The sequence below is a fragment of the Paenibacillus arenosi genome (assembly GCF_014841135.1).
Classification (GTDB): domain Bacteria; phylum Bacillota; class Bacilli; order Paenibacillales; family Paenibacillaceae; genus Paenibacillus_B; species Paenibacillus_B arenosi.
The window spans coordinates 197124-213404 of record NZ_JACYTN010000004.1 but is presented as its reverse complement, the minus strand read 5'-3'; the positions used below and the strand labels follow the sequence as shown (position 1 = coordinate 213404).

The following is a 16281-nucleotide window of genomic DNA, read 5'->3' as shown; positions in this document are numbered from 1 at the left end:
TTTACATTTTTGGATTTTGAATGATGTCTTTTACATAGGTTATAATTTAAATACAGGTAGACGAGTTGTGTAATGGAATTAAAATTTTGGATAAATTTATTTATTGTACATTTTTTGAGATAGAGGGGAGTTAATATGAGTCAATATTCAATAACGACGTTAACGATGAAGCGAAGTTTCGATGTAGCGCCTGAGAAAGTGTTTGATGCATGGGTAAACGATGAGCAGATGAGAAAATGGCTATTTACGTTAGAAGGAACAAACAAGGTCGCACGAAATAACCCTGAAGTAGGCGGGGATTGGGAAATTGTTGACCATCGAGGCGGTGTAGATTACAGAGCGATTGGAACATACCGTGAAATAGACACTCCATACAAGCTGGTGTTTACTTTTAAAATGCCACAGTTTAGTGAAGATGAAGATACGATTGTCGTTGAGCTTGCGGAAACACAGCAAGGCTGCGATATGACATTTACCCAGCATATTAACGTTCGCCATGAACCGAATTGGACAGAGGCAGATATTCAAAAAGCGGTGACGGAATATCATGATGGCACTGAGCATGGATGGAATTTGATGTTCATGGGACTCAAAGAACTAGTGGAAACGGGGAAAATCAGCTATACAGGCTAAGTTAAGGTTGAAATAGGGAAGAAGGAGCGATGGTAGCTCCTTCTTTTTTGTATGGAAATATAAAAGGGTAGAGAATGCTTATGGTGGGGCAGCGTATACATGCTATTTATTCGCATCAAACACTTTAGATTGAAGAATCGCTAGCGCGTGCTGGATTTCGTCTAAATCTTCAGCGGATAAGTATTGGATTCTTTCGAAAAATCGCGTTCCGATTTGTTGAAAGGCTTTATTCATCATAGTCTGTCCGGATTCAGACAATCGAATCAATTGTTTGCGTCTATCATCCGGCACCTCAAATTTTTCACACAATTGTTTCTCCGTTAATTTTCTGAGTTCACGGCTCGTATTGGGCATAGAAATATGTTTGCACTCGCTAATTTGGCTTAGCGTAACAGGCTGACTGACCGCGATGTACTCCAGAATACTATATTGAAGAGGAGTAATATCCTCTGGCTTAACATTTTTCGTTAGTTCGAATGTTGCTTCGTGTACGGAAGTCGTGAAGGCTACAAATTGTTGAAAGAGAATTTCTTTATCCATATGGATCACCTCTTTTGTCATAATAACAAAATGATTATCTTATTATAATTATCAATTGACAACTAAATTAGTGTTGTGGTAGTTTTTACTTATCATATGATAAGTAATGGAGGGCAAAGCAATGAACATTTTGGTTGTATATACCCACCCGAATCATAAAAGCCTTAGTTATGCCTTTTTACAAAAAGTCATTCAAGGAATTAGTGAAAATACGAATAAGCCGAGTATGCAGGTGCTTGATTTGTACGAAGAACAATTTGATCCGTTACTTGTGTTCAATGAAACGAAGCGAAGACGAGATATGCATAAAGACCCTAAGCTAGCCAAATATCGTGAACAACTAATGTGGGCGGACAAACTTGTATTTGTATACCCGATCTGGTGGGGACGGCCGCCCGCGATGCTGTTAGGTTATATCGATCAAATGTTTGCTTCGAACTTTGCTTACCGAGATCATGGTGGATTACTACCTGAAGGACTGTTGAAAGGGAAGTCAGCCGTCTGTATTTCGATGATGAAAGGACCTACTTTTTATCCGTTATTTTGGTTAGCAAATGCCCATAAAGTGTTGATGAGAAAGGCGCTATTTCAGTACGTAGGCATGAAAAAAGTGAAGTTTTTTGAATTTGGTAATATGGAAAGCCCAAAAGGGAACCAGGATAAGAAAATGAATAAAGTGCTTCAATATTTTAAAAAGATGGCGTATTAACGAGAAATAATAGAAAACGTAAAGGGATAAAGAGTCGTAAAATCCTGAATGGAAATCCAGCCGAAGAAATAAACCATAAGCTACCTAATGATTAGCGAAGCTTATGGTTTTTATTTGTTTGGATTACTTTTAGCTCCTTGTGCCGCCCGCAGCTGTCTATTAAGCTCGCTTGTTATTCATCCAGTTTAGTGCGTAATCTACCATCGCTCTCATCGATACCAAATAGCTGGTCGCTTCTCCTACTTTTCCTTCTATTACATAGTTTGTATCCCTGTTAAAGTCATCGAATATGAGACTGAAATCATCGGAGGAATTATTAATATCCTGATAAGTTGTCCATTTCTCCTCACCATCTACAGCAATCTTTACATCCCATATGACTTCTTTTTTAAAAGTGTTCTGCTGCTTGTATTCTGCTAAGTGTAAGGAAGAATTGGAGTCGGTTGGCGCACCGAGCAATAAAATATAGCCATCCAGCTCATAGATTTTGCCTAAGGGCGATTGTTCACTTAAAGCATAATTCAGCTGATGAATGTCCGTTATGTATGCTGCATGTTTGCCCCAAGCTGCAAAGGACACATGCGGATGAGCGCTTCGATGTACTCCATTTTGTTTACGGAAGGTCTCAGGTATAAATCCCATATAAGAAGTAGGTGTTAGATCTGGATGGAAAATAGGCATACCGTCCCGGATTATTTGGACCTCTTCTTCGGAATAGCCACCTCCGTATACAGTAGGATCACACAGCTGCTCGGTTTGGGTAGGCATTACAAGACTGCCCGATTTACCAACGGCTTCTTCTAAGGCGAGGACGACGGATACAGATCCACCTACGACTTTCCCAATTGATTTCAAGGAAGAATGGGCGATCACCGTCATACCTTCAGTAACACCTAGCTTTTTTAAGTCGGATAGTATTCTATCTTTTGTAATCCATTGTACTTGTGTCATGAAGTGTTCTCTCCTCAAGCTGGACTTCAAGTAACGTTGCTAACTTCAAAACTGGAAAATATAGATTAAAAATAATATAACATATGAAACATATGGGTTCTGATTTATATGAAAATTTTTATATTTACAAATAGAAACGTGCGTTCTAATATTGGATAGGCGTTAGTTAAATGTTACCAACCAAGGAGCTGATCCGATGTTATTGACTAGAGAAATTTCTAATCAGTTCGATCCGGTAATTGAACATGTCTATCAAACCTATCTTGCTAACCATTGTTCTGGCGCTGCTGTTATGGTGATCCATAAGGATAACATCGTTGCGGAAACGTATTGGGGACAGCAGTCACTGATGCAAGGTGCAAGGGCGGTACAAGAGGACACCCAATTTCATGTAGCTTCTGTTCGTAAAAGTTATATTGGATTTGCGGTTGCTTACGCCGTGTATCATGGATACATATCATCCCTAGATGATCCGGTGGCTCATTACATCTCCGACCTAGATGCTGATGTTTTTAAGGAGACTACGATCAGGCATTTAGTTACCCATACTCATGGATTGAAAGACGATGGGCTTGGTCGTGATTTCGCACCAGGTGACAGTTGGTCATATCGAATAGTAGGCATTGAGCTATTGTGCAGAATTGTATATGAGAAGACGGGGCTTGCAGTCGCGCAAATTTTAGCTAAAGAAGTATTTGAACCGCTCGGCTTTAAAGAAGCGGGATGGTATGCAGCATCACCTGACAACTTTGCTGAAGTGATGAGAGATCCGAATAATCCGCATTGGAACACGTTCGATACGACGGATGGCGATAAAATGAATATGTATGTTTCGGCGCGTGAGCTGGCCTGTTGGGGTTACTTGCATCTGAAACAAGGAAATGTGCTTGGAAAACAAATCGTCCCTCAAGGAATTATTGAGATGGCAACTACGCTGCAAAGCCCAGCGTTTAAGGATAAAGATTTGCCGCAGAATGGCTTCCTCTGTTTCGTGAAGGATCTACCAGCGAAACGCAGCGAGATAGGGGGTTCTGTTCCAAAAGGTTCCTATCAAATACTGGGATACTCGAATGTAGCCTTGCTCGTAATTCCTCAGTACGAAACAGTAGTCGTTCGTATGTTTAATAGTTGGGGATCAGCACCTGGATATGAATATCTTCCTGACATTAAAGGTTTTGGCGACTGTGTAGTGAGCTGTTTGAAATAAGGAGAAATCAATTATTGAGTACTTTCAAGTTTACCGTAATTATTTTGTTAACTACGCTCTTAATGGGTTTTTCCTTTGCAGTCGTGAAAATAGGCTTGCCTTATTCATCGCCATTATTATTAGCGGCATTAAGATTTCTGCTTGCTGGGATCATCATGGGAATAATCGTATTTGCTCTCAACCGACCACATCCAACTACTACGAGCGATTGAGTAAAGATGTTCGTCATTGGCTCTCTCCAAACGGCTGGCGTAATGGACTGTATTTTCTTAAGTTTTATCAGTGGATCGGCGTCATTCTAGGGTTGGTTGTTATTAGGGGAGCCGCTGTATCCTTCCTTAATCGTTGGAGGCTTGTTCATTATCGTGGGCATTTATTTTGTAAATAAAACAGTTCAGCAAAAAAACAATCCTGAAGTATGAACTTCAGGATTGTTGCACTTTCTTTAACGGCTGCGTCGCAGGTCCTTCTAAGACAGCGCCATCATACGAGAATCGAGAGCCATGACATGGGCAATCCCAGCTGCGATCCCCATCATTCCATTCCACTTCGCACCCTAGATGCGTACACGTCGTGTCGACGATGTGCAGGTTTCCTTTTGGATCTCGATAAGCGCCGGCTCTTTTTCCATTCACAGATACGACAGCACCCTCGTCATTCGATAGACTTTCAGGCTTTTTTCGAATGATTTGTAGCTTACCTCCTATAAGGTGCTTGGCAACATCCACATTTTGAACAATAAAGTTCTTCACATCAGTTGTGGCATGGAATCTAGAAGGAGTGTATAGCTCTTGATACGCATTTTCTTTCCCGATTATCATATCCCGCAGCAGTAGGGCGGCTGCCGTTCCTGTACTCATTCCCCATTTACGGTAACCCGTCGCTACATAGATGTTTGGAGTCGAGGATGAAATATGCCCGATGTAAGGCAAGTTATCCAATGTTACAAAATCTTGAGCAGACCAACGATAGGGGAACTCTTGGATGCCAAACGTACTTTGAGCAAAAGCTTGCAGTGCTTCATAATGTTTGATGGTACATATGCCTTGCCCAGTCGTATGGCTTTCTCCACCAATGAGAATCAGTTCCTCACCGTTACTCAAAGTGGCGGCGCGTATGGAGCGCTTCGGCTCATCTGCACTTAGATACATTCCACCTAAATATCGTTTTTCACTTTTGATACCGATGACATAGGAGCGCTCTGCATGCATTTTGGCAAAATAAAATCCCTTCCCATCGATGATGGGGAAATGTGAGCAGGAGACAACATGCTTACAAGTTATTTTCTGTCCTTCCGTGGTAACTACTATAGGTTGATCTTCTGTTTCAACAGTCTCCACGGTAGTATGCTCATAGATTGTTCCGCCCAATTGAATAAACAATTGTACGAGCTTACTCGCATATTTCAACGGATGGAATTGGGCCTGCTTATGCATGACGAGTGCGGATTGGATCGGGATCGGAAGCGCAATTTGCTCCACTAGATCACCAGGAATACCTAGCTTCTCATAGGCGGCAAATTCTTTCTCTAGCTTCTTTATGTATTTATCTGAGTTGGTATAAATAAAGGCATCTTGCTCACTGAAATCACATTCGATTTGGTGTTCTTGAATAATATGCTTCATAAATTGCATGGCTTCGTGATTGGCTTTGTAATAGAGTTGAGCCTTTTCTTGACCAAAGTTGCGGATAAGCTCGTCATAAATTAAGTCATGCTGTGCCGTTACTTTAGCCGTTGTATTTCCAGTCGTACTGCTAAGTAGTCGCCCAGCTTCTACTAACATCACGTTGAGCCCTTCTTTGGCTAATAAATAAGCAGCTGTTATTCCTGTAATTCCGCCGCCCACTACTACAATCTCAGCCACACTAGACTCACTGAGCTTTGAGAAGGAGGGAAGGCTGATCGAGTCCCACCAATAAGATTCAGGGAATTGAGGCATGCCTTGCGGGTTTAAAGGTTCTTTGTCGGTCATTGTTGTTACTCCTCCTGCAATTGGTCTCTGCTACTATTCATTTCCGTGCATGAGTTGCTTTAATCAATAGGGGCCGATATGGTGTTAGTTCTGTGGTCATTTACATAAGAACATACGTTTGTTATTATGGGGTTATTAGATGTAAGGTTGTTCGGTGTGCATAAGAAATACAAGCACGAGAATTCCAACAGGGAGGATGATTGAACGATGTTAAAACGCTGTGCGTGGGTGAATCAAGAGCCATTGTATATGGAATATCACGATAAAGAGTGGGGAGTGCCCGTATATGATGATCGAATCTTGTTCGAGATGCTATGTTTAGAAGGCGCTCAGGCGGGGCTTAGCTGGTGGACGATTTTACAGAAGCGGGACAATTACCGCACAGCCTTCGATCATTTTGATGCAGAGAAAATTGTTCGATATACGGATGAGAAATTGCAGTCTCTACTCGAAGACACAGGTATTGTACGAAATAAATTGAAGATTAAAAGCGTCGTTACGAATGCCGAAGCATTTTTAAAAATTCAAAAAGAATTTGGCTCATTTTCCAATTACATTTGGAGATTTGTCGGTGATAAGCCGATCGTGAATCAATGGCCAACCATTAAAGACGTGCCTGTTTCAACGGAAATCAGTGATAGGATGAGTAAAAGGCTGAAGAAAGATGGGTTCAAGTTTGTAGGGAGTACGATTTGCTATTCTTATATGCAAGCAGTGGGCATGGTAAATGACCATACGCTGGATTGTTCCTGTCATCCTAGGAATCGATAGCGAGTAGTGGAAAATACTTCGCCTTACTGTTGATAACAAGTGGTATCTTTCTCTCATTTTGATAATGAGCAATTCAGAAATGAGTTTTTTATAATATAAGAGCAGTGGAAGTCTAGGTGTGTTAGTTCACTTCCCATACGACCACTGCTTTTTTAATTCACTAGGTTAATAATTTTCAGCTGCTACCCATCAATGTATACTGGGGCGGCTTGCTTTCATTTGTTTTTATATTTAATCAATTACTTTGTCTTCTTACTCAAATCAATGCTGAACTTCGTGAAGCCTGTGTCCAATGTAGATTGGTACTTCATGTGCGGCTGTTTCTTCGCGAACTCTTTCGCATTTGGAGAAGTAATGAACGTCACATTTGCTTTGTTCTTCAACGCAACGAACGACCAGTTCTTGTCCGCTGTTGGGTTGATCGTCTTCTTCTCTAAAATGTAGTTAATAACAACTTGGCGAGTCTCTTCTTGCGAATCGATGACGATGTTGGAGCCATCAAGGCCTGGGAAGCTACCGCCACCTGTCGCACGGTAGTTATTTGTAACAACTAGGAACTTGTCCGTTGCTTTAACAGGCTTACCTTTGTAAGACAAGTTTTTGATACGCTTCGCATTCTTGTTAATAAGCTTACCGTCAGCATCGTATTTGGAAGGCTGCGTTACATCGATTTGGTACGTTACGCCATCCAAAATGTCGAAGTTGTACGTACGGAATTGCTCATTGATCAAAGCTTGCTCGCCTTTTTTCTTCGGATCGATTTGGTTGAACTGTCCAGCAGAACGCTCCAACCATTCTTGTACTTGCGTACCGTTGATTTTTACTACTTTTACCGTATTCGGGTATACATACAAGTCAGCTACGTTCTTAATGGCTAATGTTCCTTTAGGAATGTTCGTGTAGTAGTTAACGCCTTGACGTCCGCCTGCTTTGAATGGTGCGCCAGCAGAAAGAACCGGGATGCCTTCTAGCTCTGTACCTTTAATTGCTTTCTCTGTGAACCATCTTTGAGCATTCGTTACGATTTGTACAGATGGATCGTCTTGTACAAGCGCGAAGTAGCTGTGAATAGGCGCCGTCGTCTTACCTACTGCGGAACGAACCCATTTCACAGTGTGATCATGCTCTTCTTTTACAGCGTCGACAATCGTCTTGTCTGCTTCAACGAGTGCTTTTTTGTTCTCTTTATCAAATACAGGCACGGCTTCCGATATAGAATTCACTACATCCCATTCGCCATTCACTTGTTTCAATTCCAAATCAATGACACCGAGGTGGTCGCCCCAGAATCCGGGCATTACAGCTGGAACTCCGTTAATGAGACCTTTTTTCGCGTCTACGCCTTTAATATTATCAAAGCCTTTACCCGGGAACACTGCGTGAGAGTGACCAAATAAAATGGCATCTATGCCTTCTACTTTGCTAAGTGCCAAGTTGGCATTTTCCGCATTTTTCCCTGCTGCTTCTTCCGCTGTACCGATGCCGGCATGAGGGATCGCAACGATAATATCTGCACCTTTCTGCTTCATTTCAGGAACGAACTTCTTCGCGGATTCAACCATATCTTTCGCAATAACTTTGCCGCTAAGATGCGCTTCGTCCCAGTCCATAATTTGTGGTGGTACGAACCCGATTACGCCGACTTTAAGCTTGACATCTTTGCCTGCCTCATCTTTGAATGTACGATCTAAAATGACGTAAGGTGTGTATCTATTTTTGTCGTTGTTAGGATTTTTATCTTTGTCATCATAATAAACGTTGGAGTTAACATAAGGGAATTTCGCGCCTTTCAAGCTGCGATCTAAATGCTCTAGTCCGAAGTTGAATTCGTGGTTGCCGATGTTCGCTGCATCGTATTGCAATTCGTTCATAGCTTTGTATACAGGATGTGTCTCACCATCTTTCAATGGTTTCACCTTTGCAACGTAATCACCAAGCGGATTGCCTTGCAGGAGGTCCCCATTGTCAAACAACATGCTGTTTTTTACCTCTTTGCGTGCTTGTTTGATCAACGTTGCGGTTTTCGCCAAACCATACTCATCTGTTAATTTGTCTTGGTAGTAATCGTAGTTGACCATATTGGTGTGCAAATCGGTTGTTTCCATGAGACGCAGTTTCAGTACCGAATCGGAAGTTGTACTTGTGTCTGCATGAATGGAAGAAAGCGTGAATGAAAACGTTCCCACGACTAATGACGCGGAGAGTACAAGACTTGTGATTTTCTGCCTTGTTGAAAGTTTCATGCTGGATATTCCTCCTAATGAGTAGGTGATTGTTAATGTTTCAACCGAGTTCATTCTATCATTAGAATCGGGATTAAGATAGAGTTCAATGGAAAATTTAACACAATTATTGAACAAAGGTCATTTTGTAAAAACAAATGCGACAGTTTGTAAAATCAATCACATTGTTAACCTACATTTTGCTGGGGCACCCCATAAGCAAGCTTCAAAATGCAAGGTTCCCGCGTTATATATGATCCAAACAACAAAATAACAGCTATTTTGGATCGTGATGAGAATAACGTTTTCACGATCTACAATGACACCGGCAAGAACACGATTGACAATCGTGTAAATATCACTAAACGTTGGTGGAAATCACTTTGGAAATTGTAATCATTTCATAGTAGAATACAACATACTACTAAAAACTAGCTCTACAAATTAAAGGAGTAATGGAATGGCGACACTGCGAGACATACAGGAAAATGGAACTTATGTTGAATTCTCTTTTTTAAAGTGCATACCCGGCGAGTACGAAGGATGTCGACTTCATTTCAAACACTACAAGGGAAACCGTATCGTTTATGAGTTGGACTTCGGCTGGACGAATTTGACGATTAAAGATTATGTGGAAGTGACTTCGAATTTTCCGCTTGAGGAATTAAACGATTTTAAGTTGAATAATTTGTACACCTCTTTCGAAAACCATCTATATCAATTGGAATGGACGAAGTTAGAAAAGGGCAATACGCATAAACTCCATTTTTTTGGATCTCAACAAGACTTTACGTTGATTGCAGCCGATGATGAAATCCGACAGTTTGGCCGCGACTTAAAAAGCGAGTGGGAAAAAGGGCTTAATTGTGATTGAACTGCACCTCGTCAAGTAGACAGCATAAAAATTAAAGTCCTTAAACGGCCTTAGTCCTGAAGTTCATTGGACTAAGGCCGTTTAATTTGGGTTAATACCAGCGTAGCTGTCATAGCTCGCAAATTGATATTAGAAAAAGTTTTCTGAAATGGGATGCTAAGTTCCAACCACCTCTGAAATTGGGACTTTAGGCGTTCCTCATCACCCAAAACACCATCAGCTTCCTACCACTTTGCGAGTAGTGTCACGTTCGCTACCAGGGCGCAGTTTCATTGTTGCTGAACATAACAATCAAGTGGACTTCGGGCTGTTTTCAGGATATATCCCTTATCGTATGGCGACCAAAACATTGCCTGCACGGCGATTGATGCAATACTTAATACAAACATTATTGAACAAGCACGCTTGGAATGGCAAGCAATTGGAGGGGGAAGTGTATACGTCCCTTATTCCGGATCATGTAATGCCCCCGGTAAAGTAATCATTCAAGCGTAAATAATAGGGTTTGGAAGTCTAGCCATCACCGTAAAAACTTGTTTGCGAAATGCTTGCTAATTCTCTAGACTTCGAATACGATGAGAATCAATTTAATACGCAATACCCGTCTATATTTTCTGTGGTAGAGGAGAAAAGGGGCATGTCTATGGCAAATGAAAACATCCAGCTAGGCCAAGCTATGCAAGCTGCTTTACAGGAAGCAAATACGGCTCTACATACATGGTTGGAGCATTATCGCCCCTATACCTCGAATGGACGATGCGCAGCCTATATTCCAGCTTTGGCAAATGCCGACCCCTCACAGCTAGGGGTCACGATAATTGGATCAGATGGGAAACTTGCACAGTCAGGAGATTGCGAAGCCCTATTCACACTACAAAGCGTATCGAAAGTGATTGGCTTCATAGCTGCTTGTGTGGAACACGGGGCTGCCTATGTATTGGAACGAGTAGATGTGGAACCGACTGGAGATGCCTTTAATTCCATCGTTCGTCTAGAAGTACATAAACCAGGCAAGCCGTTTAATCCGATGATTAATGCCGGTGCGATTACGGTTTCCTCCTTACTTGGCGGCAAGTCGCCGCAGCAAAAAATAGACTCTATATTGGCCTTTATTGAGAAAATGGTAGGAAGACGCGTCGGTATTAATGAAGAAGTGTATCAGTCCGAATGGCAGACAGCCGATCGGAATCGTTCGCTCGCTTATTATTTGAAGGGAACAGGATTTCTCGAAAGCTCAGTGGAGCAGGCTTTGGAGGTGTACTTAAAAGAATGTTCCATTGAAGTACATACGCAGGATATCGCGATGATTGGATTGGTGCTAGCTCATGATGGCTATCATCCGTTTCGTAAAGAACAGCTCTTCCCGAAGGAAGTTGCTAAGTTGGCGAAAGCATTAATGGTCACATGCGGCATGTATAACGCCTCTGGAAAATTCGCCGCATTTATCGGCGTGCCCGCAAAAAGCGGTGTTTCTGGAGGCATCATGGCAGCCGTGCCGACGCATGCAAGTGCCCCAGATTCTCCGTTTCCCGCGGGATGTGGGATTGGCATTTATGGCCCAGCGATTGATGAATACGGCAACAGCGTAGCCGGAGGCATGTTATTGAAGCATATCGCTAAGGAATGGGATTTTAATATTTTTTAAATAAAAGGAATATAAAACTTATTGAACCCAAAGGACAATAATTTCTTGGTTTCTTTAAATCGCTCTGTACCACTATCCGTACCCATGACGACGGAGATTAATCGTTTATCGCCTTCCTTGGCTGTTCCTGCAAAGCTATAGCCAGCTAAATTCGTAAAGCCCGTCTTTAATCCGTCAACGCTTTTAAAATAAATAGCTTGATTATACGGGTCCAGCATTTTATTCGTTGCTGTTAGGACGGTGCCGTTATGCTCTAATGTGTATGAATCAAGTTTGGTAATGGCGACGACATCCGGAAATTTTTCTAATAGCTGCTGCGATAATTTAGCGATATCGAGCGCAGTCATTCTCGATTCTTCATGGTTTTCATTAGCGAGTCCCGTTGCATTGACAAAGTGTGTATGAGGCGATAATTGCATTTGCTTCGCCTTTTCATTCATGAGTTGCGTGAACTGCTCTTCACTACCAGCAATATGTTCAGCTAGTGCGACTGCAGCATTATTCGCTGATGAGACGACCATCGCATAAAATAGGTCTTTAACCGAAATGTGATCGCCAATATCGACATCTATTTTTACTCCTTCGCTATCAACAGTTGTGGCATTAATAACGACCGTATCATTCCATTTCAAGTTACCCTTATAAATATGCTCCAATACGATGTACTCCGTCATTAGTTTTGACATGCTGGCTGGAGCGAGGGGTGTGTTTTCATTTATGCTATAAAGTATTTTTCCGGTTTCAGCTTCCATGAGAATGGCGGCCTTCGCATCGATGTTCGGCTCCGCGATGAATGGGAAAGCAATACATACAAGGAGAAGGATGAGGATAAAGGTCATCGTTTTTTTCGCACGTTTCATTTTCTAACCTCCATAGTTGTGTAAGTCTAGTCTAGACATGAATGTTTAAATGGGAGGGAAGAAAAAATAAAGTTTTTATTAAATTGGTATCGGTAAAATGAAAAACGGTATTCTTCATAGGTAGCGACTTCAATTAGTTCTTTTTTGTGTAGTACTACTAGGCTGGGCTAACTGTATGCATTTCAGTAGACTAATACGGCCAGAAGTATCGTACTTGTTACACTATGCTCGTTCCTTTCTAATATCCTGTTACGACGATTCAGCTAAGTTATTATTTTCTCCGATTATTGCAGGCTTCTTATTAAGCATTACAACGATTGATACGATCCTCATTATTAATATTGGCACCTTTCTTATTGCCTTGGTCGCAGTCATAGTCGTCATGCAAGGGCTGCAAGTTGCTGCCAAGGAATTTACATCCCAATTTTTTGTAAAGGAGTTGGCCAAGGGATGGCGTGGCATGCAGTCACTTCTAAATAAAGGTGTCCTGCTGCTCGTTATGCTTGTCTCGTTGGTTTAATTATCGAGTACAGCATGGCTGGCTTTTTGGCGGATTATTTGTTTAACCCGCTATTGCAAGAAGGTGGACTGCTCGCTTCAACCGTTGGGGAATATATTGGGACTGGTCCAACTCGAGGAATCGGTTTGCTATTTATTGTTGCCGGTATCTTCACTGTTATTATAGCGGCAATCACGTCCAAAATTAAATCAATCCTTGAGCTTAAACATGGGAGATCGAGTCATAGTATGTAAATGAACAGACTGTTGTAAGTTGGGATTTCTGAATATAGAAAGAAAGTACTACATCATAACGAAAATGCTCACTTAGGGTTTGAGGTATAAACTAGTAAGGTGAAATACTATATCTTAACTCAAAGTGGGCTATTAGTATTTGAGTAATCGAAATAAAGAATCTAGGAAGTTAACTAAAAAATGATCTATGAGAGCTGGGAGCTACGAATACTTAAGTTAGAATCAATCCAAGTCATGTTTCATAAGTAGTAATGACATACTTCAAAGTTATCAGGTTACATCAAATCCTATAGTTCTTAATTACCAAAAATGTAAAATAAGTATACAATAACTAGTGAGTATGATATGTTTGGAAAGTAAAAAAAATACAAAAAATGGAAGGAGAGATTTTTTTGAAAAAGTTAGCTACCGCGGCGTTACTTTCAGCAGTTGTTCTAGTGGCTTCATCAGTCACTGTATTTGGGAATGATATACGTTTATCCCAAAATGGCGCATCTGGAGGTTGGAGTGAAGATCGAGGCTATTTCACGAATCCTAGCAACGCCATTTCTGTGCAAGCTTCATCTGAACCAGATAGTCATACGGCTTCTCGGAAAACAAGAGAAAGAGGATCTGTCTTAGAAACTAATTTAACTGGAGAAACGAAGTGGGCTGGTGTATATCATTATACGCGTGCAAGATTTGAAAATATGTGGCCTATGAGTGGTTACGTAGGTGATACTGATCGCGTTTGGGGAACTGATGCTACGACTGCTTCAACTGGATATTGGAATGCCGATTTAACAATCGCTAAAACGTATTGGGGTAATTAATAATATAATAAGGAGATAGTAAGAGACTAGTCTAGAAATACTGGTATACATACATAACGAACTTCTTTTTTTCTAGGGTAGTCTCTCTTACATAAGAGGTAATGTTATATTTACAAGTGAAAAAAAATATAGTGCATTACATCATATTTTCATTCTTTTGCTTACTGATCCTATCAGTATTTTATGCTATGTTTAGACTGGATTATATCAACATGATTAATAATGGATTTGTAAATAAAGAGGCAATCACATTTAAAATAACAAAGTTAGAAGAGGCGGAAATTAAAAAATCAGGTACATTTATGTTGTTTCAATATAATCCCGATTCTTCTAACAGTAAAATTCTATGGATGAATGGTGATATTAAGCTTCCAGCAACTGCATTAGAAAGTGCAACATTTATGGAGCGACAAGTTGAGAATATTGCAATAATAGGTAAAGAAGTCTCGACAACAATCATTCCCGCTAATTATAAAATTGCTGGGTATTTTACTGCTAAAAATTCATATCTACTAAATTCAGAAGCTTGGTTGTTACCTAGATCCCGACATATTGATTTGAATAAAGGAAATTATTTTGTATTTAATACTACGGCTAGAGATAAAGTAAAACTTTTAAATGAGATCATTCATCCTAATAAGATTGAAATTATAGATGAAGAAAAATACGGTACTTACTCGCTATATTCTAATCGATCCTTACTTCTTGGTCTTCAGTTATTTTTCATTTTAATCATAGTCATATATTTTTTGATAAACAATATTTCTCTCAACAAAGAGAAATATTTGATAAGTATTATGCATACAACAGGTTACACGCTGTCATACATTTACATAGCTATCTTTAAATACAGAGTGATTCCCTGTATAGTTTGTTCCACCATTATGATATTGATATCTATAGTTGTGAAAAATTACTTATATCCAACTTGGGGTGAAGACTGGATTAGCTATTCTATTATTACAATTATGGGGTCGCTCTTATTAATGATGGTACAAAGTTTATTTGTAGTGTTTATCCACTCAATTAAGAAAGGTGGGAAGAAATATTGAGGATTGTTCGGATACTCTTTAGACAAAATAAATTACTGAATTTTTTTACACTGTTGACCGCAACATTGTTGTTTTTCTTTTTATTGGTTTTAGTGATTAATATCAAGCAGACAGAGATAGAAGTAGGTACAACTGAGAATTTTAAAAATAAACAAATGTATAAACTTTCGGATCATTTGGTGGATGAACTAGAAACGGAGTTTTTTTCAAGAGCCAGTAACTACGATAAATTAAATGAGTTTGCTAATGCATTGGAAAAATCTACAGATTTTCAATATTTTAATGCAATTTGGCAGCCAATTGGAGTAGTTAATTTTAAAGGTGATAAAATCTTTAGTGCTTATTATGAAAATGGAAGTGAGGTTTCAATCTACAAGATAAATGGTAAAGAATATCACTCGGTAAAGTCAATCCAAGTTGATAGCGATGCCTTGTCTTATAATAATATTCAGCTCAGCCAAGGCAGATTATTTGATGATGAAGAGTATGTGTTTATAGGGAATCAAATACCCGTCATTCTAGGTGCTGAATACAACGGTATTTATAAAATAGGTGATCAAATAGATATTGAATATTACCAGCAAAGTTTTAAAGGAACAGTTGTAGGAATAATACAACCATTACAAAAAATTATAACAGTCAATAGACCGGAAATATTACTAGATCGGTATATAATGATACCTGCAATGTATTTTAATAAATCACCATCTCAGTTAACGAATGACGCTTCAGAATATCCTATTTTTTTTAGAGCATCGCTGCTGAGTAGGGCTAATGGGACGATACTATCGGAATTAGACCCGGTGCAGATTCGTAAATTAGTAGGTGAAATTGCCCTACAGACTGGGTTTAGTCACTACTCAATAATTGGTGCTAATAGTTTGAAAATAAATACTTTAGTTCAAATGACTGAAACGAATAGAATAACGTTGCTGGTGCTGTCATTTAGTTTGTTAGCACTTGCGATAGGGGTTTTATTATTATCTCTATTTATAAAAACAAAAAGAAATGTATCTACTTATAAAGTATTCCTGATTAATGGTGCAACATTAAGTTATATTTACAAAATGATTAGTTTACAGTCTTTAATAACCTATATATTTGGGAGTTTACTTCCACTTGTTATTGGTATTGTCTTAATCGGATTATCAGCGTCTATATTATTTATGTACTTACTGCTGGTAGCCGTTTTTTCTATTTTTATGTCAATAATGTCTTATGTATTTGTTAAGCGGATCTTTTTAAAGTTAGATATTGTTCGTGAATTGAAGGGATGATC

Annotated in this window: 18 protein-coding genes; 13 read left to right on the top strand and 5 right to left on the bottom strand. The window is 39.8% G+C overall.

Going from position 1 to position 16281, the window contains the following annotated elements:
* The first annotated feature begins 135 nt into the window (after positions 1 to 135).
* On the top strand, positions 136 to 633 hold the full coding sequence (locus tag IFO66_RS09155; RefSeq protein WP_192024862.1) for an SRPBCC family protein: 498 nt from the start codon (positions 136 to 138) through the stop codon (positions 631 to 633).
* Positions 634 to 735: 102 nt separating this feature from the next.
* Here the strand turns inward: IFO66_RS09155 and IFO66_RS09150 are convergent, their stop codons facing one another.
* Positions 736 to 1173, bottom strand: a complete 438-nt coding sequence (locus tag IFO66_RS09150) for a MarR family winged helix-turn-helix transcriptional regulator (RefSeq protein ID WP_192024861.1) — start codon at positions 1171 to 1173, stop codon at positions 736 to 738.
* 121 nt (positions 1174 to 1294) lie between these two features.
* On the opposite strand from IFO66_RS09150, the gene IFO66_RS09145 reads away from it, so the two are divergent.
* Positions 1295 to 1882 carry an NAD(P)H-dependent oxidoreductase gene (locus IFO66_RS09145; RefSeq protein WP_192024860.1) on the top strand — a complete coding sequence of 196 codons (588 nt, stop codon included), beginning with the start codon at positions 1295 to 1297 and terminating at the stop codon, positions 1880 to 1882.
* A gap of 159 nt (positions 1883 to 2041) precedes the next feature.
* On the opposite strand, the gene IFO66_RS09140 is transcribed toward IFO66_RS09145, so the two are convergent.
* Positions 2042 to 2833 (bottom strand): AAC(3) family N-acetyltransferase, encoded by a 792-nt coding sequence (locus tag IFO66_RS09140; RefSeq protein ID WP_192024859.1) that lies wholly within the window; start codon positions 2831 to 2833, stop codon positions 2042 to 2044.
* Between the two features lie 196 nt (positions 2834 to 3029).
* Between IFO66_RS09140 and IFO66_RS09135 the strand changes: the two genes are divergently transcribed.
* Both IFO66_RS09135 and IFO66_RS09130 read left to right on the top strand, forming a co-directional pair.
* Positions 3030 to 4040, top strand: coding sequence for a serine hydrolase domain-containing protein (locus IFO66_RS09135; RefSeq protein ID WP_192024858.1), 1011 nt, complete (start codon positions 3030 to 3032; stop codon positions 4038 to 4040).
* Positions 4041 to 4054: 14 nt separating this feature from the next.
* Positions 4055 to 4252 carry an EamA family transporter gene (locus IFO66_RS09130; RefSeq protein WP_225445619.1) on the top strand — a complete coding sequence of 66 codons (198 nt, stop codon included), beginning with the start codon at positions 4055 to 4057 and terminating at the stop codon, positions 4250 to 4252.
* 213 nt (positions 4253 to 4465) lie between these two features.
* Here IFO66_RS09130 and IFO66_RS09125 read toward each other — a convergent pair whose 3' ends face one another.
* Positions 4466 to 6013: an FAD-dependent oxidoreductase gene (locus tag IFO66_RS09125; RefSeq protein ID WP_192024857.1), complete on the bottom strand. Its 1548-nt coding sequence runs from the start codon at positions 6011 to 6013 to the stop codon at positions 4466 to 4468.
* Between the two features lie 207 nt (positions 6014 to 6220).
* On the opposite strand from IFO66_RS09125, the gene IFO66_RS09120 reads away from it, so the two are divergent.
* Positions 6221 to 6784, top strand: coding sequence for a DNA-3-methyladenine glycosylase I (locus IFO66_RS09120; RefSeq protein ID WP_192024856.1), 564 nt, complete (start codon positions 6221 to 6223; stop codon positions 6782 to 6784).
* A gap of 239 nt (positions 6785 to 7023) precedes the next feature.
* Here the strand turns inward: IFO66_RS09120 and IFO66_RS09115 are convergent, their stop codons facing one another.
* Positions 7024 to 9027 (bottom strand): bifunctional 2',3'-cyclic-nucleotide 2'-phosphodiesterase/3'-nucleotidase, encoded by a 2004-nt coding sequence (locus IFO66_RS09115; protein WP_192024855.1) that lies wholly within the window; start codon positions 9025 to 9027, stop codon positions 7024 to 7026.
* A 439-nt stretch (positions 9028 to 9466) separates the two neighbouring features.
* On the opposite strand from IFO66_RS09115, the gene IFO66_RS09110 reads away from it, so the two are divergent.
* The 3 genes from IFO66_RS09110 to IFO66_RS09100 all read left to right on the top strand — a co-directional run bounded on the left by IFO66_RS09110 (position 9467) and on the right by IFO66_RS09100 (position 11525).
* Entirely contained in the window at positions 9467 to 9880 is a 414-nt protein-coding gene (locus tag IFO66_RS09110; protein WP_192024854.1) for a hypothetical protein, read from the top strand.
* Positions 9881 to 10121: 241 nt separating this feature from the next.
* The gene (locus tag IFO66_RS09105; RefSeq protein ID WP_192024853.1) at positions 10122 to 10361 is read left to right on the top strand and encodes a hypothetical protein; all 240 of its coding nucleotides are present in this window, start codon (positions 10122 to 10124) and stop codon (positions 10359 to 10361) included.
* A 195-nt stretch (positions 10362 to 10556) separates the two neighbouring features.
* Complete coding sequence (locus IFO66_RS09100) at positions 10557 to 11525, top strand: glutaminase (RefSeq protein ID WP_225445640.1); 969 nt, start codon at positions 10557 to 10559, stop codon at positions 11523 to 11525.
* Here IFO66_RS09100 and IFO66_RS09095 read toward each other — a convergent pair.
* A complete protein-coding gene (locus IFO66_RS09095) occupies positions 11522 to 12385 on the bottom strand; it encodes a D-alanyl-D-alanine carboxypeptidase family protein (protein ID WP_192024851.1) in 864 nt (287 codons plus the stop codon). The two genes, IFO66_RS09100 and IFO66_RS09095, sit on opposite strands and share 4 nt — an antisense overlap.
* Before the next feature lie 214 nt (positions 12386 to 12599).
* Here IFO66_RS09095 and IFO66_RS09090 point away from each other — a divergent pair, with 214 nt between their 5' ends.
* The 5 genes from IFO66_RS09090 to IFO66_RS09070 all read left to right on the top strand — a co-directional run bounded on the left by IFO66_RS09090 (position 12600) and on the right by IFO66_RS09070 (position 16279).
* Complete coding sequence (locus IFO66_RS09090; protein WP_192024850.1) at positions 12600 to 12905, top strand: hypothetical protein; 306 nt, start codon at positions 12600 to 12602, stop codon at positions 12903 to 12905.
* 14 nt (positions 12906 to 12919) lie between these two features.
* A complete protein-coding gene (locus IFO66_RS09085; RefSeq protein WP_192024849.1) occupies positions 12920 to 13138 on the top strand; it encodes a hypothetical protein in 219 nt (72 codons plus the stop codon).
* A gap of 392 nt (positions 13139 to 13530) precedes the next feature.
* The gene (locus tag IFO66_RS09080) at positions 13531 to 13950 is read left to right on the top strand and encodes a hypothetical protein (RefSeq protein ID WP_192024848.1); all 420 of its coding nucleotides are present in this window, start codon (positions 13531 to 13533) and stop codon (positions 13948 to 13950) included.
* A 212-nt stretch (positions 13951 to 14162) separates the two neighbouring features.
* A complete protein-coding gene (locus IFO66_RS09075) occupies positions 14163 to 15002 on the top strand; it encodes a hypothetical protein (RefSeq protein ID WP_192024847.1) in 840 nt (279 codons plus the stop codon).
* The gene (locus IFO66_RS09070) at positions 14999 to 16279 is read left to right on the top strand and encodes an ABC transporter permease family protein (protein ID WP_192024846.1); all 1281 of its coding nucleotides are present in this window, start codon (positions 14999 to 15001) and stop codon (positions 16277 to 16279) included. Before IFO66_RS09075 ends, IFO66_RS09070 begins: the two co-directional genes overlap by 4 nt.
* Positions 16280 to 16281 lie beyond the last annotated feature (2 nt).